The organism is Streptomyces sp. JL2001 (assembly GCF_050917515.1).
Taxonomy (GTDB): Bacteria; Actinomycetota; Actinomycetes; order Streptomycetales; family Streptomycetaceae; genus Streptomyces.
In genome coordinates this window covers 1,494,625-1,513,890 of record NZ_CP169421.1, presented here as the reverse complement: position 1 = coordinate 1,513,890, position 19,266 = coordinate 1,494,625, and the positions used below count along the sequence as shown (strand labels likewise).

The following is a 19,266-nucleotide window of genomic DNA, read 5'->3' as shown; positions in this document are numbered from 1 at the left end:
CTTCAGGGCTTCGGGGTCTCCTCCAGCCAGGTCGGATCCGTCACGAGGGCCTGCAGCTCGTTGACGAGACGTGCCGAGTGGAAGCCGTCCGCGGCGGCGTGGTGCACCTGCAGGGCGAGCGGGAGCAGGACGCGGTCGTCCCGCTCGACGTACCGGCCGAGCGTGAAGATCGGCGCGAGGTGGTCCCAGGCGTCGCGGATGTGGAGGTCGAACCCGGTGAAGGACGCCCACGGCAGGCTCGACACGTCGAACGCGTTGGGCGGCAGCGTCCCCTGCGGGAAGAACTCGGTGGCCGCACCGTGCTCCGCGAGCAGCGGGGCGGCGACGTCGTGGAACCTGCCGAAGTCCGGATCGTAGGGCGCCCACACGCACGCGAACGTCTCGCGTTCCGCGTTGAGCACCGTGAAGGCCGGGTGCACGACGGGCCAGACGGCCGGGTCGCCCGAAGCGGTGAGGCACATCCTGAACTCGTCGTGACGGTTGACGACCGTCGCGAGTGCCCAGACCTGCGCGATGTAGGACTTGCGACGCGAGGCACGCAGCGCCGCGGTGAACGCGGTGACGTCGAGCTCCACCGTCATCGAGTACGTGCACGGAACGAGCCGTCGGTAGTGCTCGAAGTGCTGGCGGCGCGGCCATGTGTCCAGGTCGATCGGGGTGGGAGCGTCCATCCGATCATCCTGCCAGCGGTCGGCATCCGCCCCGGAATGCTTTTTGGAGGGCCGACCGGGGAGCCACCGCTGAAGTACCGGCGCCCCGGGACGAGATCCCGGAGGCCCCCCATTACCCCCCACGTAATCGACCCCCCTCCCCCCGCCCGGCAAGCTCGTGGTCACCGGGACTCGGGCGGCGCACTCCGGCCGAGTTCCGGGCTCGTCGTCAGCGACAACGTCCCCGTGGAGGGTGATCCGTCATGTCCCAGGCCCTGTTCACCGGTCTTGCCCGTACCTCTCGGCCGCAGGTCGCGGTGCGGCGGTTTCTCGCCCTCGACGCCGTCGTCACCGGCGGGAACGGGCTCGCCTACGTCGCCGCCTCCGGGCCGCTCGGGGAGCTGCTCGGGATCGGGTCCCGGCTGCTGTTCGGGCTCGGGCTCTTCCTCACGGCCTTCGCCGCCGGAGTCGCCTGGCTCGCGAGCCGGCGCCGGCCGCCGGCCTTCGGGGTCAAGCTCGTCGTCGACGCCAACGTCCTGTGGGCCGTCCTCAGTGTTGTCGCCCTCGTCGGCTGGCTGGAGCCCGGCACCGCCGGACTGGTGTGGGTCCCGATGCAGGCCGCCACCGTCGCCGGCTTCGCCGCGCTCCAGTGGACGGCCCTGCGCGCCGCCTCCGCTACTCCTTGAGGGACCGCAGATACGCGACCGTCGCCGGGTCGGCCGGGAGGAACGTCTCGATGGCCAGCTCGGCGACCGTCACGTCCATCGGAGTGTTGAACGTCGAGATCGACGAGACGAAGGACAGCACCCGTCCGTCGTGCTCGATCCGCATCGGCAGCGCGAAGTACGGACAGGGCTGCGGGTCCTCCCGGTCCGCCTCGCCTCCCGGACCCGCCGGCAGGGGGTATCCGGCGACCTCCTCGTACAGCGCTCGCAGCGACTCCGAGCGGGCCAGGCCGATCTGACGCCGCATCTGGGCCAGCAGGTGCCCCCGCCACTCCCGCAGGTTGAGGATCCGCGGCGCCAGCCCCTCCGGGTGCAGCGTGATCCGCATCGCGTTCAGCGGCGGGGTCAGCAGGTGCTCGGGAAGCCCCGCCATCAGCATGCCGATGCCGCGGTTCGCCGCCACCACCGTGTACGTGCCGTCCACGACGAGCGCCGGATACGGGTCGTACCCCGCCAGCAGCTGCTCGATGCCCTCCCGCAGCGTCTCCAGCCGCGGCTCGTCGAGCGTCGACTCGGCGTACCGCGGCGCGTAACCCGCCGCGAGCAGCAGGGTGTTGCGCTCCCGCATCGGTACGTCCAGGTGCTCGGCCAGGCGCAGGATCATCTCCTCGCTCGGCCGGGACCGGCCCGTCTCGACGAAGGAGATGTGGCGGGCCGAGGAGTCGGCCCGCAGTGCCAGCTCCAGCTGGCTCAGCCGGCGCTGCTCGCGCCAGCCGCGCAGCAGCGGCCCCACTCCCGTGTCCGTGGCGACAGTCGTCATGGGGAGAACGTAACCCAGGCGCTGCGCCGATCGGGCGTCGCCCATGTGTTGACCCGGAGGCGGGGGCCGGAGACCGTATCGTCACCGTCATCGTCCGTACGGCGCCGTCACCACGGCGCTGTCACCGTCGACCGGGTCGTCGCCGTCGTCACGCCGTTGCCGTCGTCGGCCGTCGCCCAGGTCGTCACCCGACCGGAGGGAGTCCGCGCATGCCCACGGAGCCGCTGTCGCAGAAGGAGATCGAGGACCGGCTGCGGGAACTCCCCGGCTGGTCCCTGGCCGGTGACCGCATCGAGCGCCGCTACCGGCTCGGCGACCACTTCGCCGCCACCGCGCTCGTCGTCCATGTCGCCCAGATCCAGCAGGAGTTGAACCACCACTCGGATCTGACGCTCGGTTACGACAGTGTCGCGGTCTCCGTGAACACGCACAGCGCCGGCGGCATCACCGACAAGGACTTCGAACTCGCCGCCCGCGTGGAGGGCGTCGCACCGGCCCACGGCGCCAGCTGACGCACCGCCCGCACCGTCCGGCCGGGCACGTACACCGCGCCCGCGGGCCGCGCGCGTACGAGGCGCGGATACGCGCGCACGCCCGGCCCCCGGCCGGACGTGTGCCGCGTACCCTCTGCGGGATGACGCAGACCCTGCTCGACTACGACGCCGAGGCCGGCCGCTACGACGCGACCCGCGGCGGCGTACCCCGCGCCCGGGCGGCCGCCGACGCCGTGCTGCGCCTGGTCCCGCCCGGGGCCCGCACCCTGCTGGACCTCGCGTGCGGCACCGGCCTGGTCACCGAGCGGCTGAACCGCCCCGGTCTGCGCGTGTACGGCGCCGACGCGTCCGCCGGCATGGCGCGCAAGGCGCACGAGCGCGTGCCCGGCGGGATCGTGCTCGCCGACGCGCGGCGCCTCCCCCTCCCGGACGCCTCGGTGGACGTGGTCAGCGCCGTCTGGCTGCTGCACCTCGTCCCCTTCGCCGACGCGATCGTCGCCGAGGCGGCCCGGGTCCTGCGCCCCGGCGGCGCGCTGATCGTCACCGTCGACAAGGACGCCGCCCACGACGTCGGCAGCGACGTCGACCGAGTCCTCCGCCCGTACCGCACCCACGAGCGGAGCACGGACCGGGCCGACCGGGTGACCGTGGAAGCCGCCGCCCACGGCCTCGACCCGGCCGGCGAGACCCGGTTCACCGGCCACGGCCAGGGGAACACCCCTCGGCGCGTGGCCGGGAACCTGCGCCGCGGCCACTACGCCTCGTGGTTCCGCGGCGACGCCGCGACCGTCGGCGCGCTCTGTGCGGCGCTCGCCGACCTGCCGGACCAGGACCGCCCCCGTGACGACCCCGAATACCGGCTGGTCCGCTACCTCAGGCGCGGCCCGCGCGCCTGAACTCCATCACCCAGTTGGTCACCCACTCCCCGCCGTCCAGGGCGAACGCCTGCTCCCACCGGGCCGTACGGGCCGAGATGCCCGACCAGCGGAAGCGGACCCGCACGTCCTTGCCGGCGTAGCGGTCCTCGCCGTGGAACGTGCCCGTGCCGTCCTCGGCGAACCGGCCCCTGACCGGCGGGTCGAGACGTCCCGTCCGGCTGCTGGACCAGTTCAGCGTCCATTCGCCGGTCTCCGGCTCGTACAGCCGCAGCGTCAGACCGCTGAACCCCTTCGACGGGAAGACGATCTCGTCGACGTGCGCCCGGCCGTCCCGGAAGAGCCGTCCCGTGGTGTGTCCCTCGAACTCCTCCCAGCCGCTGTCCGGGTCGAGGAAGTCGCCGAGGCGGCGGTTGTGGACGAGCCAGTCGCCGTCGAGGAAGGCGAAGCCGTCGCCGGCGGCGCTCACGGGCGGTCTCCCGTCGTGCCGGCGGGCAGGGAGTCGTGTACGTACCCGTCGAGGTCGGGGGTGTCCGGTGTCAGCATGTGCCGTACCCAGGCGTCCCGTTCGTGCAGGACCGGGGGAAGCTCCCAGACACAGCCGATCCACGGCCGGCCGGTCGGCACGAAGTGCGTCGGGTCGGTGTCCGGGCAGTCCAGGGCCGGCTGCCCGGCCGCCGCACCGGCGAAGTGCAGGACGTTGTCCCACACCCAGCTGTACGCGTTGAGGTAGGCGCCGCTGTCACCACCGCGGTGCAGCACCACGAAGGTGGCCGGCGGGGTGCCGTCCGGCGCGGGCAGCAGCTCGGGCAGCAGCGCGTACGCCGCCTTCTCGATCTCGGGCTCGATGCCGGCGGGGTCGGCGGTGACGTGGTAGCGCTTGACGCGACGGCCGGACACCTCGACCGGCGGCGGAACGAAGAGCAGTTTCTCGCTGAAAGCCATGGCTGGACTGTAGGGACCGTTCACTGACACCTTGTGTCAGTGAAGTCCAGCCGACTCATCTCGCTCCTGCTGCTGCTCCAGACCCGGGGCCGGATGACCGCCGCGCAGCTCGCCGAGCAGCTCGAGGTGTCCGTCCGGACCGTCTACCGCGACATCGAGTCGCTGCACGCCGCCGGGGTGCCGCTCTACGGCGACGCCGGCCACAGCGGCGGCTACCGGCTCCTGGCCGGCCACCGCACCCGTCTCACCGACCTGTACGCCGGGGAGGCGGAGGCCCTCTTCCTGGCCGGTGTCCCGGGCGCGGCGGACGAACTCGGCCTCGGCTCCCACTTCGTGGACGCGCAGCTCAAACTGCGCGCCGCGCTCCCGGCACCGCTGCGGGAGCATGTCGACCGGCTGCGGACGCGGTTCCACATCGACGCACCGAGCTGGTACGCCGAGGACACCGGGACGCCCTTCCTGACGGAGGTCGCCGACGCGGTGCGCCGGGGACGGGTCCTGCGGGTCCGGTACCGCCGCTGGAAGGAGCCGACGGACGTCGACCGGCGCCTGGAGCCCTACGGTCTGGTGCTCAAGGCCGGCCGCTGGTACCTGGTCGCCGGGCCGGGCCCGCGCACCTACCGCGTCGACCAGATCCTCGAACTCGTCCTGGACGAGGCGGAGTCCGTCATCCCGGAGGGGTTCGAGCTGGCCGCGTACTGGCGGGAGTACCAGGCGGGCTTCCGGGAGCGGCTCCACCAGGGCGAGGCGGTGGTGCGGCTGACGGTGGAGGGCGGCGGACGTCTCACGGGGCCGGCGGCCCGCGCGTGGGCCGAGACCCGAACCCCGGAGCCGGACGGCTGGACCCGGGCCACCCTCCCGATCGAGTCCCTCGCCCACGCTCACGACACCTTCCTCGCCCTGGGCGCCGACGTGGAGGTCCTGGAGCCCGCCGAACTCCGGGCCCGTCTCACCGCGACCGTCACCGCGCTGGCGGCCCGGTACGCCGCCCCCTGACCGGACCCGGACCCGGACCCGGGTACGGGTCCGGGACACGGGCGCCCGCGCCCACCCGTTTCCCGTGCGCCCGGGCCCGGGGTGCTCGCCCGCACCGGGCCGGCCCGCGGCGTCCGGCGGCTCAGGCGTCCCACGCCCCGGCCGCGAAAGCGGTGAAGTCGCGCGGCTCGCGGCCCAGCACCCGCTTCACCCCGTCCGTCACCGTGGCGTTGTGGCCGTCGAGGAGCATCGCGAAGAGGCCCGAGAGCCACTGCGCCTCGGGCTCCGGGAGCCCGAACCGCACCAGCAGGCCGGCGTACTCGGCCTCGCTCATCGGCACGTACGCCACCGGCCGTCCCGACGCCCGGGCGATCTCGGCGGCCACCTCGGCGAAGGTCAGCAGCCGCGGCCCCGTCACCTCGTGGACCAGGCCCGCGTGACCGTCGCGCGTCAGGGTCTCGACGATCACGTCGGCCAGGTCGTCGGCGTCGATGAACGGTTCGGCCGTGTCACCCGCCGGGAACGCCAGCGTCCCGGCCGCCACGCCGTCGGCCATCGCTCCCTCGTCGAAGTTCTGGGCGAAGAACGAGGCCCGTACGACGGTGAGTTCGGCGACCGAGGCACGCAGGGCCTCCTCCGCGTGGACCGCCTCGGGCTCACCGCGCCCGGAGAGCAGTGTCAGCCGCCGCACCCCGGCGTCCACAGCCAGCCGGCCGAAGTGCTCCATCGCCGCGACCGCACCGGGAGCGGCGAGGTCCGGGTAGTAGTTCACGTACGCGGCGTCCGCGCCCGCCAGGGCCGGGGCCCAGGTTCCCGTGTCCTCCCAGTCGAAGCGGACCGTGCCGGAGCGGGACCCGGCCCGTACGGCCGCCCCGCGCGCCCGGAGTCGCTCGGCCACGCGGCGTCCGGTCTTGCCGGTGGCGCTCGTGACCAGGATCGTCCGCGCCGCCGGAGTCGTCCGCGTGCTGTTCGTGTGGTTCGTGTGCGTCGTCATGCATCCAGACTCGCGTCCGGCGGCCCCGCTTCCCATGCTCCGGAGACTCACTCCCATACGCCGTCGTCCCACCCGGCCCCGGATCCCGCGCGGACGCCCGGTCGACGGGGCGGCGCCCTTAGGCTTGCGGCCCATGGACGCACTCGCCGGACTTCTCGACGGGCCTCGGGCCAAAGGCGCCTTCCTGCTGCGGATGGTCATGGAGCCGCCGTGGTCGGTACGGATCGAGGACCGCGCGCCGCTCTGCCTGATGTGCGTCACCGAGGGCGAGGCGTGGATCGTGCCCGCCGAGGGTGACACCGTCCGCCTGCGGCCCGGTGACATCGCCGTCGCCCGCGGTCCGGAGCCGTACACCGTCGCCCACGAGCCGGGCGCCGCGCCGACCGCGACGATCGGGCCCGGCGGCGTCTGCACCACGCTGAGCGGCGAGCCGCTCTCGGAGTCCATGCGGCTCGGCGTGCGGACCTGGGGCAACTCCCCGGACGGGGCGAACACCATGCTCGTGGGCACCTACCAGATGGACGGGGAGGTCAGCCGGCGGCTCCTCGACGCGCTGCCGCCCCTGCTGCACCTGCCCGCGGAGGTGTGGACCTGTCCGCTGATGCCCTTCCTCGACGAGGAGATCTCCCGCGACGAACCCGGCCAGAGTGTCTTCCTGGACCGGGTCCTGGACCTGCTCCTGATCGCCGCCGTCCGGGCCTGGTTCGCCCGGCCCGGCGCCGAGCCCCCGGCCTGGTACAACGCGATGGCCGACCCCGTGGTGGGGCGGGCGCTGCGGCTCCTGCAGAACGATCCGGCCCGTCCCTGGACGGTGGCCTCGCTCGCCGGCGCGGCCGGGGTGTCGCGGGCAGCGCTGGCCCGGCGGTTCACCGGGCTGGTGGGGGAGCCGCCCATGGCCTACCTCACCGGCTGGCGGCTCGCGCTCGCCGCCGACCTGCTGCGGGAGACCGACCTCACGGTCGAGTCGGTGGCCCGGCAGGTCGGCTACAGCAGCGCGTTCGCGCTCAGCGCCTCGTTCAAGCGGGTGCGGGGCGTCAGCCCGCAGGAGCATCGCACGCGGGTGTGAGCGGCCGCCGGTGACGGGACTTGCCGAAGCGGCAAGACTTCTGGCGCTTTCGGGCAGCTCGTCGGACCCTTGCCGCATGAGTCGACACGAGAACGAGACCGAGCGGTCCGAGCGCTGCCAGGAACCCGGCCACGTCCACGCCGAAGGCCACGAAGGCCACGGCGGGAAGCACGGCGCGGGTCACGAAGGCCATGCCCAGGGCGCCGGCCACGCGCATGGCGCGGGCCACGGCCACCACCACGACAGCGCCCACATGCCGTGGGCCGAGATGGCCACGCACCTGGAGCGCCAGGCCGAGATCCAGAGCCCCGTCTACACCGCGGCGACCGCCTGGCTCGGCGAACTCGTGCCCGTCGCCGGAGTCCGCCGGATCCTCGACATCGGCAGCGGGCCCGGTGTCCTCACCGCGCTGCTCGCCGAGGCGTTCCCGGCCGCCGAGGTCGTCGCCGTCGACGGCACTCCGGAGCTCCTGGAACGGGCCCGCGCCCGCGCCGAGGCCAACGGGCTGGGCGACCGCGTCTCCACCCTGCACGCCGAACTCCCCGACGCCATCGGCGAACTGGGCGAGGCCGACCTGATCTGGGCCGGCAACTCCCTCCACCACATCGGCGACCAGAGCGCCGCCCTCGCCGCCTTCGCCGGACTGCTGCGCCCCGGCGGTCTGATGGTGCTGGTCGAGGGCGGACTGCCCGCCCGTCACCTGCCGTGGAACATCGGCATGGGCCGGCCCGGCCTGGAGGCGCGGATGGACGCGGTGATCGCGGACTCGTTCGGCGACATGCGGGCCTCGCTGCGCGACAGCAAGGACGAGGTGGACGACTGGCGCGGGCTGCTCGCCGGCGCCGGTCTCACGCCGAGCGGTACCCGCTCGTTCCTGGTCGACGCGCCGGCGCCGGTCGCGCCCGTCGTCCGGGACCAGGTCGTCGACACCTTCGCCCGGCTGCGCGAAGGGCAGGCGGACCGTCTCGCCGAGGACGACGTGAAGGTGCTCGACCGGCTGCTCGACCCGGCGGACCCGGAGTCCCTGTACCGGCGCGCGGACCTGTTCCACCTGGCCGCCCGCACCGTCCACACCGCGATCAAGGGCTGACGCGGGCCCGGCGGGCTCGGTCCCACCGGGCCCGCCGCCACCGCCGAGCGGGCCGGTCGACGCCGGACGCAGCCCCCGCCGGCGGGTCAGGCCACCGGTTCCAGCCGCCACCACTGGGCGGGGGAGTCGGTGTCCTCCCACTGGCGTACGTTCCCGCCGTCGTCCGGCGAGGCGTCCTCGACCTCCAGCAGCAGGCCGCTGACGAAGCTGACCAGCGCGACGATGCCGGGCGACTGGAGGTCCTGCTCGATGATCCACTCCTGGGCGCCGAAGTTGTTCGCCTTCCACTGCTGGACGTTGGCGCCGTTCTCCGTCGAGGCGCCCGCGACGTCCAGCCGCTTGCCGCCCGCCACGTTCACCAGGTGGTAGAGCCCGCTGCCGTTGGGTACCGGGCTGATGTGCCAGTGCTGGGCCGGAGTGCCGTTCTCGGTGCCCTGCCGCACGTCGGCGCCGTTGCGGGTCGATCCGCCGTACACCTCCAGGAGCAGGCCGCTGGCCACGTTCCGCACCCGGTAGACGCCCTCGGCGAGGGGCGGCGGAGACGCGCTCACCGTGCGAACTCCCGGTCCGGCGCCCGGGTGACGCCCGCCGCCGCGTGACCGGACGCGGTCAGGGTGGTGTCCGCCGCCCGGTGGAAGGCGCGCCGGTAGGCGGCCGGCGAGATCCCGACCAGGCTGCGCATGTGCTGGCGCAGGGAGTTGCCGCTGCCGAACCCGGTCCGGTCCGCGATGTGATCGACCGTCAGGTCGCTGGTCTCCAGCAACGTCTTCGCCAGCTCGACCCGTTGCGCCGTTAGCCACTGTCCCGGCGTGGTGCCCGCCTCGTCACGGAAGCGGCGCGTGAAGGTCCGTACGCTCATCCGGGCGTGTCCCGCCAGCTCGTTGAGGGTCAGCGGGCGGTCGAGCCGCTCCAGGGCCCAGGCGCGGGTGGGCGCGGTGGTGGTGGCCGTCGGCTCCGGGACGGGGCGCTCGATGTACTGCGCCTGGCCGCCGTCCCGCCACGGCGGGACCACGCAGCTCCGGGCCACCTTGTTGGCGGTGGCGCTGCCGTGGTCCTTGCGGACCAGGTGCAGGCAGAGGTCGACGCCCGCGGCGGCGCCCGCCGAGGTGAGGACGTCGTCGTCGTCGACGAACAGCACGTCCTCGTCGAGCAGGACCTCCGGGAACAGCGACTGGAAGTGCGCGGCCTCCCACCAGTGGGTGGTGGCGCGGCGGCCGTCCAGGAGGCCGGCGGCGGCGAGCGCGTACGCACCGGTGCAGATGGACACGACGCGGGTGCCCGGCCGGACCCGGCCCAGGGCCTCGGCCAGGACGGCGCCCAGCGAGCCCTCCTCGGCGAGGGTGCGCAGCTCGTGGGTCGGCGGGACGACGACGGTGTCCGCCCACGCCAGCTCCTCGGCTCCGTGCTCGGCGACGATCGCGTACCCGTCGGCGGTCCGGACGGGCCCGCCGTCCAGGGTGCAGACGCGCACGTCGTAGAGGGCGGAGCCGTCCTCGGCGACGGCGCAGCCGAAGATCCGGGACGGGATGCCCAGCTCGAAGGGGATCACGCCGTCCAGGGCGAGGACGGCGACCCGGTGGGGCGGGGGAACGGAAACGCTCATGGCCAGATTCTGTCACACCCGGATATCCGGCCAGGTCCAGGCCGGTCCGGGCGGTCCGGGGCGGGGGTCCCGCCCCGGACGTCGAAGGGGCGCGGCGCGGGCCGTACCGGGACCGCGCCCCTCCGCACGTCTCGCGCGGGAGCCTCAGGCGCCGACGCTGAACTCGGCCGGGTCCGGCCCGAGCCGCCGGTTCTCGTCGAGGGCGGCGATCGCGGCCATGTCCTCGGCGTCCAGCTCGAAGCCGAAGACGTCGATGTTCTCGCGGATGCGGGCCGGGGTCACCGACTTCGGGATGACCACGTTCCCCGTCTGGAGGTGCCAGCGCAGTACCACCTGGGCCGGGGTGCGGTCGTGCTTCCGCCCGATCGCGACGATCGCCGGCACCTCGAGGAGGCCCCTGCCCTGACCCAGCGGAGACCACGCCTCGGTGGCGATCCCGTGGCGGGCGTGCGCCGCACGGGACTCCTGCTGCTGCAGATGCGGGTGGAGCTCGATCTGGTTGACCGCGGGCACGACCGAGGTCTCGCCGATCAGCCGCTCCAGGTGCTCCGGGAGGAAGTTGGACACACCGATCGCCTTGGCCCGGCCGTCGGCGTGGATCTTCTCGAAGGCCCGGTACGTGTCGAGGTAGGCGTCCTTGGCCGGCAGCGGCCAGTGGATCAGGTACAGGTCGACGTAGTCCAGCCCCAGCTTGTCGAGGGAGGCGTCGAAGGCGCGCAGGGTCGAGTCGTAGCCCTGCTCGCTGTTCCACAGCTTGGTGGTCACGAACAGCTCGCCACGGGCGATCCCCGAGCCGGTGAGGGCGCGGCCGGTGCCCTCCTCGTTGCCGTAGATCGCGGCGGTGTCGATGGAGCGGTAGCCGGCCTCCAGGGCCGTGGTCACGGCCTGCGTGGCCTCGTCGTCCGGCACCTGCCAGACGCCGAATCCGAGCTGCGGCATCTCCACGCCGTTGTTCAGAGTGAGGGAGGGGACCTTGTTGTCCGTGCTCACGAGGGGTCGATCCTAACGTCGTCGGGTGGTACTCCCAGGGTCAACGATTCCGTGGCCGCTCGCATTCCGTTCCGGGAGACTCGAACCGAGATACGCCGCGCGGACGGCCGGGTCGGCGCGGACCGCGTCCGGCGGGCCCTCGGCCAGGACCCGGCCCAGATCGAGGACGACGACCCGCGAGCACAACTCCATGACGAAGGCCACGTCGTGCTCCACCAGCAGGACGGCGCAGCCCTCCGTGCGCGCCGTCCGCCGGACCACCTCGGCGAGCCGGACCCGCTCCTCGGCGGTGGTGCCGGACGCCGGCTCGTCCCGGTCCTGTAACGCGGCGGAGGGAACTCACCACGAGGGGGACACCATCTTCGAGCGCTACCGGCAACGCCCACCAGCAGCGATTCTTGGCGTGACCGTTCGCTACATCAATCCGGTCACGGGCAAAGAAGCCGGGCCGGCTCTGGAGGCGGAGGCCGACGAGGCCGATCGCTGGTCCCACGCGGCGTCCCAAGACATCGGCCTATAGTCCAGGTTCACTGAAGGAGGGCGTTGATGAGTGGTAACCGTCCCCGCGCTCGGCTCACTGGCGGGGGACCGACGTGGGAGCTGCGCACGAAGCCGCCACGGCAACAGCATCCGCAGCCTCTTGTGCCGGAAGCCGACGCGCTGATGGCGCTGGATGAAGCGCTGGTCGGAATCCGTCTCGCCTTGGTCGCGAAGGACTTTCGGCGGGCATGGGTACTGCGTAGTGAGGCGTGGCGGTACGCGGACCTTCTTCCACCCGGCAAGACTCGCAAGCAGCGACGAGCCCTGGGGCAGTACAAGGTGCTACTGCTCGCGGCGCAGAGGGTCAATCGAGGGAGCAAGTAAGGGAGCGCTGGGAGCTGGTGTCCAGTGCCTTGCGCTTGCGCCAGCTGGCTGCGGCACCCAGGCCCAGCACGCCCGCGATGACGACGTCGCCAACGAGAGACGGCCCGTCGGCTGCCTTCTGTGCATTCATGAGGCCGCCGACGGCCAGGGCCGTCAGGGCGAAGGTAAGGATGGTCCAGAACGTCTTCACGCAGCCCCCAGCGGAGAGTTGAGAGCGCCAACGTAGCGGACCGGATGCCACCCTGGGCCGTACCCGAAGGAGTCATCGGCCGCGGTAGAGAATCGGCAGAGAGCCCGCCACTAGTCCCAGCTGACCTCGCGGTCGCGCCGGGCCGGGAGGAGACGGCCGCCAGCATTCTTGAGCACGGTCACGTCGAGCTTCCACTCCCACTGGCTGCGCTCTTCCCAGAGGCGCCGAGCCTCCGTCATGTGGGCATCCAACTCGCTATGCGTCCAGCCGTTGACGCGCATTGCCTGCGTGCGCGCCCGGTCCAGGTAGTGCGGGCCGAGCGTGCTGGTGCGACCGATGTGCGGTGTGCAGGCGGGTGGCGTCGCGCAAGGCGCCGTCCTCGTCGACGCGCTGGCGCCGGTAGGCGACGACCAGGGCGAATTACGGGTGACGGTCATCCGCAGCCACCCGGCACTGTCAGCGCCGCCCGCTACGGTGTACACATCACATTCGCGCCTGCTGGCGGCACCGTGAATCGAACCCGCCCGTCGGACCCCACCGGGGACAGCGCCCGACGGGCGGGACGCATTTGGAGGCCCCATGGACCTGGTGAAGTTCCTGACCGCCCGCCTCGACGAGGACGAGCAGACGGCCACCGCTGCGCACTGGGGCGGCTGCCCGGATGAGACCAGCTGGTCGGTGTACCGCGGCGATCAGGAGTGGCACGAGCGGCGACTGATCGTGGAGGACCACGAGGACAACTGCGTCGCTCTCATTTCGGACCTTGCGACCGACGAGGCAGGCCGCGCCTTCGGTGTGGCCATCGCTGCGAGCGAGTCCTCGGACGAGGACGCCATCGCGCGGCACATCGCCCGCTTCGACCCGCGTCGGATCGCTGCGGAGGTCGACGCCAAGCGGCGGATCCTTGCCCACGTGGCGGCCGAATTGGACGACTCCGGCGGGGACAACCCGTGGTGGTACGCCGACAAGATGACGCCGATCCTCGGCCTGCTCGCCATGCCCTACGCCGACCACCCCGACTACGACGAGGCGTGGCGCCCCTAGGTCCTGTCCGGGCGATCTCCTCGGGCCCGCGACGACGGCTGCGGCGTCTCGCGGCGTTGTCGGAGTCGCCCGAGTACGCCCGGTACGAGGGCGATCCTCCGCCTTGCGATGCACCACATCCGACGCCGCGGGCCGATCCTCGAAGATCGCCCGGACAGGACCTAGTCCTCCGGGTGCCGGACCCGCTTCTTCAGTGCCCGCTCGACCTACTACCGGTCCTGCCCGGTCGCTGCAGCATGCTCGGTGACCGCGGTCTGGACTGCCTGCGCGGCCTCCACGGTCAGTGCGCGGCCTGGATCTCGGTCCACGCCTGCTGCTCAAGCTGTTGCAGGCGGTGACGAGGAGCAGGGCCGCCGCTGCGGCGGCGAGGGTGCGGATCGGTCGCGACACGGTCGGTCGTCCCTCCGTCGGGTGACCGCATTCTGTGACCGACCTGATGAAGCGTCAATAACTGATGCACCGTCAATTGATGGACCATCAGAAACGCTCACCGGAGCAGGAATCAGCCGTACAGCGCCTCGACCTCCGTCGCGTACGCCTTCTCGATCGCCTTCCGCTTCAGCTTCAGCGAAGGGGTGAGCAGACCGTGCTCCTCGCTGAACGGATGCGCCAGGATCCGGAACGTACGGATGGACTCGGCCTGCGACACCAGGGTGTTGGCGGCCACCACCGCCCGCCTGATCTCGGTCTCCAGGCTCGGGTCGCGCACCAGGTCGGCCGGGGGCATCGGTGGCCGCCCCTGGATCGACAGCCAGTGCTCCACCGCCTCCTGATCCATCGTCACCAGCGCGGCGATGTAGGGCCGGTCGTTGCCCACCACGATGCACTGCGCGATCAGCGGATGCGCGCGCACCCGCTCCTCCAGCCCGGTCGGCGACACGCTCTTGCCGCCCGAGGTCACCAGGATCTCCTTCTTCCGCCCGGTGATCGTCAGGTAGCCGTCCTCGTCGAGCATCCCCAGGTCGCCCGTGGCGAGCCAGCCGTCGTTCAGCACGGCGGCGGTGGCCTGCGGGTTGTTCAGGTACCCCGAGAAGATGTGGCCGCCGTGCAGCCACACCTCCCCGTCCTCCGCGATGTGCACCGTCGTCCCCGGGACCGGCTGCCCCACCGTCCCGTACTTCGTCCGCTCGGGCGGGTTCGCCGTCGCCGCCGCCGAGGACTCCGTCAGGCCGTACCCCTCGAAGACGGTCACCCCGGCCCCCTCGAAGAACAGGCCGAGTCTCCGGTCCATACCGGAGCCGCCCGACATCGCGTGCCGGACCCGGCCGCCCATCGCCTCCCGGACCTTGCCGTAGACCATCTTCTCGAAGAACTGGTGCTGCATCCGCAGCCCGGCCGACGGCCCGGGGCCGAGGCCGAACGCCTTGTGCTCCAGGGCCTCCGCGTACTTGACCGCCACGTCGACGGCCTTGTCGTACGGGCCCGCCTTCCCGTCGGTCTCCGCCTTGCGGCGCGCCGCGTGGAAGACCTTCTCCAGGACGTAGGGGACGGCCAGGATGAACGTCGGCCGGAAGGCGGCGAGGTCCGGCAGCAGCGCGGCCGCGTTGAGCGCCGGCTGGTGCCCCAGCTTCACCCCGCCCCGGATCGCCGCGACCTCCACCATCCGCCCGAAGACGTGCGCCAGCGGGAGGAAGAGCAGCGTGGACGCCTCGTCACCCGGCTTGGAGTGGAAGACCGGCTCCCAGCGTCCGATCAGCATGTCCGTCTCGAACATGAAGTTGGCGTGGGTGATCACGCAGCCCTTGGGGCGGCCGGTGGTGCCCGAGGTGTAGATGACCGTGGCGACGGAGTCGGGAGTGACCGCCCGCCGGTGCCGGTGCACGACGTCCTCGTCGATCTCCGCCCCGGCCGCCACCAGCTCGGCGACCGCGCCGTCGCCCGAGTCCAGCTGCCACAGGCGCTGGAGCCGCGGCAGCCGGTCGATGACCGAGCCGATGGTCATGGCGTGGTCCTCGTGCTCCACGACGCACGCCGTGACCTCGGCGTCGTGCAGCATCCAGTAGACCTGGTCGGCGGACGACGTCGGGTAGATCGGCACGGGCTGGGCGCCCAGGGTCCACAGGGCGAAGTCGAACAGGGTCCACTCGTAGCGGGTCCTCGACATGATGGCGACCCGGTCGCCGAACCGGACGCCGTGGGCGATCAGGCCCTTCGCGAGGGCGAGCACCTGGTCCCGGAACTGGGCGGACGTGACCTCCCGCCACTGCCCCGCGGCGTCCTTCCGGCCGAGGGCGACGTGGTCCGGGTGTTCCTGGGCGTGGTCGAACACGGCGTCCGCCAGACCGCCGACCTGAGGCGCCGCCTCGACGGGCGGCACGGTGAACTCGCGCAATGACCTGCTCCTCGACCGCTCGTTGTCGCGCTCCGTACGGCGCGGGTGACGGTACCCCACCCGACTGCCGGGCGGGAGGGCCTTCACCAAGCCGGGACATTGGGCGTTGTCACAGGTCAGGGGCGCGGGAGCGGGCAAGTGACGGCGGCCCGGGCCTCGTTACTGACTCATCGGTAAGCAGCCCGGGCCCGAATCTCCACGGAATCTGTACCGAGCGATCACTCGCCGTCCCGAGCCGGGGCGGAGCGGGGCCGGACGCGGCCGAACGGCGAGGTGGGGGCCGGGGCGGGGCGCCCGTCGGACCCGTCGGCGATCAGCGCGGACGGTGCAGACGGTCGCCGCCCGCCAGGATCGCCGCGGCCAGGGCGTCGGCCGCCTCCTGAGCCGCACCGCGCCGCCGTCCCTTGCGCAGGACGAAGTCGACCTCCCCGAGATCCGGCAGCCCCGCCCGGGCCGGCACGGGCGTGAGCCCCGGCGGGACCAGGCCGCGGGTGTGGGCCATCACCCCGAGACCGGCGCGCGCCGCCGCGACCGTGCCGCTCAGGCTCGTACTCGTGCACACGATCCGCCAGGCCCGGCCCTGCGCCTCCAACGCCTCGAGCGCCCGGGCGCGGGTGATGCCCGGCGGCGGGAAGACGATCAGCGGCACCGGGCGCTCCGGATCGAGACGCAGCTGCGGCGACCCGATCCAGATCAGGGCGTCCTGCCAGACCAGCTCGCCGCCGGTCTCCTCGGCCCGTCGCTTCGCCAGGATCAGATCCAGCCGCCCCGCCTCCAGGCGGGCGTTCAGCGTCCCGGACAGCTCGACCGTGAGCTCCAGATCCACCTCGGGGTGCTCGCGCCGGAACGACTCGAGGATCTCGGGCAGCCGGGTCACCACGAAGTCCTCCGAGGCCCCGAACCGCAACCGCCCCCGCAACCGCGTCCCGGTGAAGAAGGCCGCGGCCCGCTCGTGGGCCTGCAGGATCGTCCGGGCGAAGCCGAGCATCGCCTCGCCGTCCTCGGTGAGCTCCACGCTGTGGGTGTCCCGGGTGAACAGGGGCCGGCCCGTGGCCTCCTCCAGCCGTCGGACGTGCTGGCTGACGGTCGACTGCCGCAGCCCGAGCCGCCGTGCGGCCTGGGTGAAGCTCAGCGTCTGGGCGACCGCGAGGAAGGTGCGCAGCTGGGACGGTTCGTACACGCACCCGAGGCTAACGGCGCCCACCGCCCTCGGCCATCGCGAAACGTGATGACAGTCAGAGCGCTGTACGGGATTCCCGATCTCAGGTGCCCGGAGCAGGATGGGAGGGTACGACTCCGCCCGGACGCGACGGCACCCTGCCGAGCCGTACGACCCCGTCCCGGCCGCGCGAGCCGTCGGGCCGGTGCGGCCGCCCGGGGGCGGCGCGACCCCGCATCAGCGAACAGAGCAGTGGAGCCCATGAGCCGCCGTACGACCCTCCTGCCGTCCTGGCTGCCCCTCGATCCGTACGTCCTGGCGCTGCTCGGCACGGTCGGCCTCGCGGCCCTGCTGCCCGCCTCGGGGGCGGCGGCGGACCTCGAGGAGGGCGCGTCGACGGCGGTGATCGCGCTGCTCTTCTTCCTCTACGGCGCCCGGCTGTCCACCCGCGAGGCACTCGACGGACTCCGGCACTGGCGGCTCCACCTGACCGTCCTCGGCGCCACCTTCCTGGTCTTCCCGCTGCTCGGACTGGCCGCGCGGGGGCTCGTTCCGGCCGTTCTGACGCCCGAGCTGTACAGCGGGTTCCTCTTCCTGTGCCTGGTGCCCTCCACGATCCAGTCCTCGATCGCGTTCACCTCGATCGCCCGCGGCAACGTGCCGGCCGCGATCTGCGCGGGCTCCTTCTCCTCCCTCGCCGGCATCGTGCTGACCCCGCTGCTCGCCGCGGCCCTGCTCGGCGGCGACGCGGGCGGCTTCTCCGCGGACTCCCTGGCGCGGATCGTGCTCCAGCTGCTGGTCCCCTTCCTGGCCGGGCAGCTCCTGCGCCCGTGGGTGGGCGGATTCCTCGCCCGGCGCCGGAAGGTGCTCGGGTACGTCGACCGCGGTTCGATCCTGCTCGTCGTCCACACCGCCTTCAGCCAGGGCATGGTCGCCGGGATCTGGCACCAGGTCACCCCGGCCCGGCTGGGGCTGCTGCTGGCCGTCGAGGCCGTGCTGCTCGCGGTGATGCTGACGCTGACCGGGTACGGGGCGAGGCGGCTCGGCTTCGGCCGGGAGGACCGGATCGCCATCCAGTTCGCCGGCTCGAAGAAGAGCCTGGCCGCGGGGCTGCCGATGGCGAGCGTGCTGTTCGGGGCCCACGCCTCGCTGGCCGTGCTGCCGCTGATGCTCTTCCACCAGATGCAGCTCATGGTCTGCGCGGTCATCGCGAAGCGCCGCTCCCGCGACCCCGAGGAGCCGGCCGCGGCCCGCGGGGCGGCCGGGGAAGCGGAACGGGCCACGGTGGTCCCGGACCCGGCCTGACCGGCATGGCACGTCCGGGCTCCCGACGCCGGCGGCGGGTTCCCACCCGGTCCGCGCCGGACGGCACGTCGTCGGCCCCGGCGCCGGGCCTCGGTTCCGGCGTCGGGCCTCGGTTCCGGCGTCGGCGGGATCACATACGGTCCGCGCCGCGATGATCAACGAGCCCGCTACGGTGCTCCCATGACCGCACTCGATCCCCGCCGCGCGGCGCTCGTCCTCGTCGACCTGATGGAACGCATCGTCGCGCTGCCCCTCGCCCCCCGTGCCGGATCCGATGTCGTCACGGCCGCGACCCGGCTCGCCGACACCTTCCGGGCCGCCGGCGCACCCGTCGTCCACATCCGGGTCGAGCGTCCCCACGTCGACACCCAGCCCCCCGGCAGCGAACTCGTGTCCTCCCTCGTCCACGAGGGCGACCACGTCGTCGTCAAGCGGACCATCGGCGGCTTCCAGGGCACCGGACTTCACGAACTCCTCGCCGAACGGTCCGTCTCCACCGTGGTGTTCGGCGGCATCGCCACCAACCTCGGCGTCGAGTCCACCGCCCGCGCCGCGGCCGACCTCGGCTACGACCTGGTCTTCGCCGAGGACGCCATGGCCGCGCTCACCGCCGACGAGCACCACGCGTCGGTCACGCTCGACTTCCCCCGCCTCGGCACCGTCGCCGAGAGCGCGGCGATCACCCTGGACGGGAAGCCGGAGTGAGCCCGGTCCCGATACGTTACGGAGCCCGCCCCTGCTCCCTCGTCGTCTGCCGTGGCTGCTGCTGCGGCGACGCCCGCAAGAACCCCGGCGTCGACCACGCCGGCCAGCTCGCCCGGCTCCGCCGGGCCGCGGCCGACTCCGGCGGCCGGCTCGCGGTCCGCGTCAGCGACTGCCTCGGCCCCTGCGCCCAGGCCAACGTCGTGGTCGTCCAGCCGTCCACCGAGGGCCGGCGGCGCGGCGGCAGGGCCGCGTGGATCGGCTTCACCGCGGACGACGACTGCGTCGACGACATCCTCGCCTGGACGGCGGCGGGCGGCCCCGGCATCGCCGAGGCCCCGGCCACCCTCACCCTCCAGATGATCGACCCGCCCGCCGAGGCGAAGCGCCGGGCCCGCTGACGCGCCCGCCCGAGGGCGGCCGCACGGGGTCCGCCGACCTTGGCGGGCCCGCACCCGGGGCGACGGTTCCGGACCCGGACACCGGCCGGATCAGGGACCGCA

General features: G+C 73.0%; 23 protein-coding genes. 10 read left to right on the top strand and 13 right to left on the bottom strand.

What is annotated here, in order from left to right:
- Window positions 1–2: 2 nt before the first annotated feature.
- Window positions 3–671 (bottom strand): type A chloramphenicol O-acetyltransferase, encoded by a 669-nt coding sequence (gene catA / locus ACE1OA_RS06635; RefSeq protein WP_432752461.1) that lies wholly within the window; start codon window positions 669–671, stop codon window positions 3–5.
- Between the two features lie 242 nt (window positions 672–913).
- On the opposite strand from catA, the gene ACE1OA_RS06630 reads away from it, so the two are divergent.
- Window positions 914–1,336 (top strand): hypothetical protein, encoded by a 423-nt coding sequence (locus ACE1OA_RS06630; RefSeq protein ID WP_356600627.1) that lies wholly within the window; start codon window positions 914–916, stop codon window positions 1,334–1,336.
- Here ACE1OA_RS06630 and ACE1OA_RS06625 read toward each other — a convergent pair.
- Window positions 1,326–2,135, bottom strand: a complete 810-nt coding sequence (locus tag ACE1OA_RS06625; protein ID WP_432752460.1) for a helix-turn-helix domain-containing protein — start codon at window positions 2,133–2,135, stop codon at window positions 1,326–1,328. The two genes, ACE1OA_RS06630 and ACE1OA_RS06625, sit on opposite strands and share 11 nt — an antisense overlap.
- Window positions 2,136–2,344: 209 nt before the next feature.
- On the opposite strand from ACE1OA_RS06625, the gene ACE1OA_RS06620 reads away from it, so the two are divergent.
- Together ACE1OA_RS06620 and ACE1OA_RS06615 are read left to right on the top strand one after the other, a co-directional pair.
- The gene (locus tag ACE1OA_RS06620; protein ID WP_356600623.1) at window positions 2,345–2,647 is read left to right on the top strand and encodes a 4a-hydroxytetrahydrobiopterin dehydratase; all 303 of its coding nucleotides are present in this window, start codon (window positions 2,345–2,347) and stop codon (window positions 2,645–2,647) included.
- Between the two features lie 122 nt (window positions 2,648–2,769).
- Window positions 2,770–3,525 (top strand): methyltransferase domain-containing protein, encoded by a 756-nt coding sequence (locus tag ACE1OA_RS06615; RefSeq protein ID WP_432752459.1) that lies wholly within the window; start codon window positions 2,770–2,772, stop codon window positions 3,523–3,525.
- On the opposite strand, the gene ACE1OA_RS06610 is transcribed toward ACE1OA_RS06615, so the two are convergent.
- Together ACE1OA_RS06610 and ACE1OA_RS06605 are read right to left on the bottom strand one after the other, a co-directional pair.
- Window positions 3,503–3,973 (bottom strand): hypothetical protein, encoded by a 471-nt coding sequence (locus ACE1OA_RS06610; RefSeq protein ID WP_386542417.1) that lies wholly within the window; start codon window positions 3,971–3,973, stop codon window positions 3,503–3,505. The genes ACE1OA_RS06615 and ACE1OA_RS06610 overlap by 23 nt on opposite strands.
- Window positions 3,970–4,449, bottom strand: a complete 480-nt coding sequence (locus ACE1OA_RS06605) for a hypothetical protein (protein WP_356776550.1) — start codon at window positions 4,447–4,449, stop codon at window positions 3,970–3,972. The genes ACE1OA_RS06610 and ACE1OA_RS06605 overlap by 4 nt, the downstream gene beginning before the upstream one ends.
- 39 nt (window positions 4,450–4,488) lie before the next feature.
- Here ACE1OA_RS06605 and ACE1OA_RS06600 point away from each other — a divergent pair, with 39 nt between their 5' ends.
- Complete coding sequence (locus ACE1OA_RS06600; RefSeq protein ID WP_356776552.1) at window positions 4,489–5,445, top strand: helix-turn-helix transcriptional regulator; 957 nt, start codon at window positions 4,489–4,491, stop codon at window positions 5,443–5,445.
- Between the two features lie 121 nt (window positions 5,446–5,566).
- On the opposite strand, the gene ACE1OA_RS06595 is transcribed toward ACE1OA_RS06600, so the two are convergent.
- Complete coding sequence (locus tag ACE1OA_RS06595; RefSeq protein ID WP_356600613.1) at window positions 5,567–6,418, bottom strand: NmrA family transcriptional regulator; 852 nt, start codon at window positions 6,416–6,418, stop codon at window positions 5,567–5,569.
- A gap of 133 nt (window positions 6,419–6,551) precedes the next feature.
- Here ACE1OA_RS06595 and ACE1OA_RS06590 point away from each other — a divergent pair, with 133 nt between their 5' ends.
- Together ACE1OA_RS06590 and ACE1OA_RS06585 are read left to right on the top strand one after the other, a co-directional pair.
- Window positions 6,552–7,484: an AraC family transcriptional regulator gene (locus ACE1OA_RS06590; protein ID WP_432752458.1), complete on the top strand. Its 933-nt coding sequence runs from the start codon at window positions 6,552–6,554 to the stop codon at window positions 7,482–7,484.
- Window positions 7,485–7,560: 76 nt separating this feature from the next.
- A complete protein-coding gene (locus ACE1OA_RS06585) occupies window positions 7,561–8,574 on the top strand; it encodes a class I SAM-dependent methyltransferase (protein ID WP_432752457.1) in 1,014 nt (337 codons plus the stop codon).
- 86 nt (window positions 8,575–8,660) lie between these two features.
- Here ACE1OA_RS06585 and ACE1OA_RS06580 read toward each other — a convergent pair whose 3' ends face one another.
- From ACE1OA_RS06580 to ACE1OA_RS06555, 6 genes are all read right to left on the bottom strand, one after another.
- Complete coding sequence (locus ACE1OA_RS06580; RefSeq protein ID WP_432752456.1) at window positions 8,661–9,125, bottom strand: RICIN domain-containing protein; 465 nt, start codon at window positions 9,123–9,125, stop codon at window positions 8,661–8,663.
- The gene (locus ACE1OA_RS06575; RefSeq protein ID WP_356776562.1) at window positions 9,122–10,177 is read right to left on the bottom strand and encodes a GlxA family transcriptional regulator; all 1,056 of its coding nucleotides are present in this window, start codon (window positions 10,175–10,177) and stop codon (window positions 9,122–9,124) included. The genes ACE1OA_RS06580 and ACE1OA_RS06575 overlap by 4 nt, the downstream gene beginning before the upstream one ends.
- 144 nt (window positions 10,178–10,321) lie before the next feature.
- Window positions 10,322–11,116, bottom strand: coding sequence for an aldo/keto reductase (locus ACE1OA_RS06570; protein WP_356600712.1), 795 nt, complete (start codon window positions 11,114–11,116; stop codon window positions 10,322–10,324).
- A gap of 63 nt (window positions 11,117–11,179) precedes the next feature.
- Window positions 11,180–11,359 carry a hypothetical protein gene (locus tag ACE1OA_RS06565; RefSeq protein ID WP_386542426.1) on the bottom strand — a complete coding sequence of 60 codons (180 nt, stop codon included), beginning with the start codon at window positions 11,357–11,359 and terminating at the stop codon, window positions 11,180–11,182.
- Window positions 11,360–12,011: 652 nt separating this feature from the next.
- On the bottom strand, window positions 12,012–12,221 hold the full coding sequence (locus ACE1OA_RS06560; RefSeq protein WP_432752455.1) for a hypothetical protein: 210 nt from the start codon (window positions 12,219–12,221) through the stop codon (window positions 12,012–12,014).
- A gap of 110 nt (window positions 12,222–12,331) precedes the next feature.
- Complete coding sequence (locus ACE1OA_RS06555) at window positions 12,332–12,460, bottom strand: hypothetical protein (RefSeq protein ID WP_432752454.1); 129 nt, start codon at window positions 12,458–12,460, stop codon at window positions 12,332–12,334.
- A gap of 340 nt (window positions 12,461–12,800) precedes the next feature.
- Here ACE1OA_RS06555 and ACE1OA_RS06550 point away from each other — a divergent pair, with 340 nt between their 5' ends.
- Window positions 12,801–13,265 carry a DUF6221 family protein gene (locus ACE1OA_RS06550; RefSeq protein ID WP_432752453.1) on the top strand — a complete coding sequence of 155 codons (465 nt, stop codon included), beginning with the start codon at window positions 12,801–12,803 and terminating at the stop codon, window positions 13,263–13,265.
- A 502-nt stretch (window positions 13,266–13,767) separates the two neighbouring features.
- Here the strand turns inward: ACE1OA_RS06550 and ACE1OA_RS06545 are convergent.
- Window positions 13,768–15,597, bottom strand: a complete 1,830-nt coding sequence (locus ACE1OA_RS06545; protein WP_432752452.1) for an AMP-dependent synthetase/ligase — start codon at window positions 15,595–15,597, stop codon at window positions 13,768–13,770.
- 313 nt (window positions 15,598–15,910) lie between these two features.
- Entirely contained in the window at window positions 15,911–16,777 is an 867-nt protein-coding gene (locus tag ACE1OA_RS06540) for a LysR substrate-binding domain-containing protein (protein ID WP_356600591.1), read from the bottom strand.
- A 240-nt stretch (window positions 16,778–17,017) separates the two neighbouring features.
- On the opposite strand from ACE1OA_RS06540, the gene ACE1OA_RS06535 reads away from it, so the two are divergent.
- The 3 genes from ACE1OA_RS06535 (at window position 17,018) to ACE1OA_RS06525 (ending at window position 19,164) form a co-directional block, all read left to right on the top strand.
- The gene (locus tag ACE1OA_RS06535) at window positions 17,018–18,061 is read left to right on the top strand and encodes a bile acid:sodium symporter family protein (RefSeq protein ID WP_432752451.1); all 1,044 of its coding nucleotides are present in this window, start codon (window positions 17,018–17,020) and stop codon (window positions 18,059–18,061) included.
- Between the two features lie 180 nt (window positions 18,062–18,241).
- Window positions 18,242–18,766, top strand: a complete 525-nt coding sequence (locus ACE1OA_RS06530) for an isochorismatase family protein (protein ID WP_384866200.1) — start codon at window positions 18,242–18,244, stop codon at window positions 18,764–18,766.
- Entirely contained in the window at window positions 18,763–19,164 is a 402-nt protein-coding gene (locus ACE1OA_RS06525) for a (2Fe-2S) ferredoxin domain-containing protein (protein WP_356776574.1), read from the top strand. The genes ACE1OA_RS06530 and ACE1OA_RS06525 overlap by 4 nt, the downstream gene beginning before the upstream one ends.
- The last annotated feature ends 102 nt before the right edge of the window (window positions 19,165–19,266 follow it).

Coding starts and splice junctions, on each gene's coding strand:
- catA (WP_432752461.1), bottom strand. CDS start 671: ATGGACGCTCCCACCCCGATCGACCTGGACACATGGCCGCGCCGCCAG.
- ACE1OA_RS06630 (WP_356600627.1), top strand. CDS start 914: ATGTCCCAGGCCCTGTTCACCGGTCTTGCCCGTACCTCTCGGCCGCAG.
- ACE1OA_RS06625 (WP_432752460.1), bottom strand. CDS start 2,135: ATGACGACTGTCGCCACGGACACGGGAGTGGGGCCGCTGCTGCGCGGC.
- ACE1OA_RS06620 (WP_356600623.1), top strand. CDS start 2,345: ATGCCCACGGAGCCGCTGTCGCAGAAGGAGATCGAGGACCGGCTGCGG.
- ACE1OA_RS06615 (WP_432752459.1), top strand. CDS start 2,770: ATGACGCAGACCCTGCTCGACTACGACGCCGAGGCCGGCCGCTACGAC.
- ACE1OA_RS06605 (WP_356776550.1), bottom strand. CDS start 4,449: ATGGCTTTCAGCGAGAAACTGCTCTTCGTTCCGCCGCCGGTCGAGGTG.
- ACE1OA_RS06595 (WP_356600613.1), bottom strand. CDS start 6,418: ATGACGACGCACACGAACCACACGAACAGCACGCGGACGACTCCGGCG.
- ACE1OA_RS06590 (WP_432752458.1), top strand. CDS start 6,552: ATGGACGCACTCGCCGGACTTCTCGACGGGCCTCGGGCCAAAGGCGCC.
- ACE1OA_RS06585 (WP_432752457.1), top strand. CDS start 7,561: ATGAGTCGACACGAGAACGAGACCGAGCGGTCCGAGCGCTGCCAGGAA.
- ACE1OA_RS06575 (WP_356776562.1), bottom strand. CDS start 10,177: ATGAGCGTTTCCGTTCCCCCGCCCCACCGGGTCGCCGTCCTCGCCCTG.
- ACE1OA_RS06570 (WP_356600712.1), bottom strand. CDS start 11,116: ATGCCGCAGCTCGGATTCGGCGTCTGGCAGGTGCCGGACGACGAGGCC.
- ACE1OA_RS06565 (WP_386542426.1), bottom strand. CDS start 11,359: ATGGAGTTGTGCTCGCGGGTCGTCGTCCTCGATCTGGGCCGGGTCCTG.
- ACE1OA_RS06555 (WP_432752454.1), bottom strand. CDS start 12,460: ATGACGGAGGCTCGGCGCCTCTGGGAAGAGCGCAGCCAGTGGGAGTGG.
- ACE1OA_RS06550 (WP_432752453.1), top strand. CDS start 12,801: ATGGACCTGGTGAAGTTCCTGACCGCCCGCCTCGACGAGGACGAGCAG.
- ACE1OA_RS06535 (WP_432752451.1), top strand. CDS start 17,018: ATGAGCCGCCGTACGACCCTCCTGCCGTCCTGGCTGCCCCTCGATCCG.
- ACE1OA_RS06530 (WP_384866200.1), top strand. CDS start 18,242: ATGACCGCACTCGATCCCCGCCGCGCGGCGCTCGTCCTCGTCGACCTG.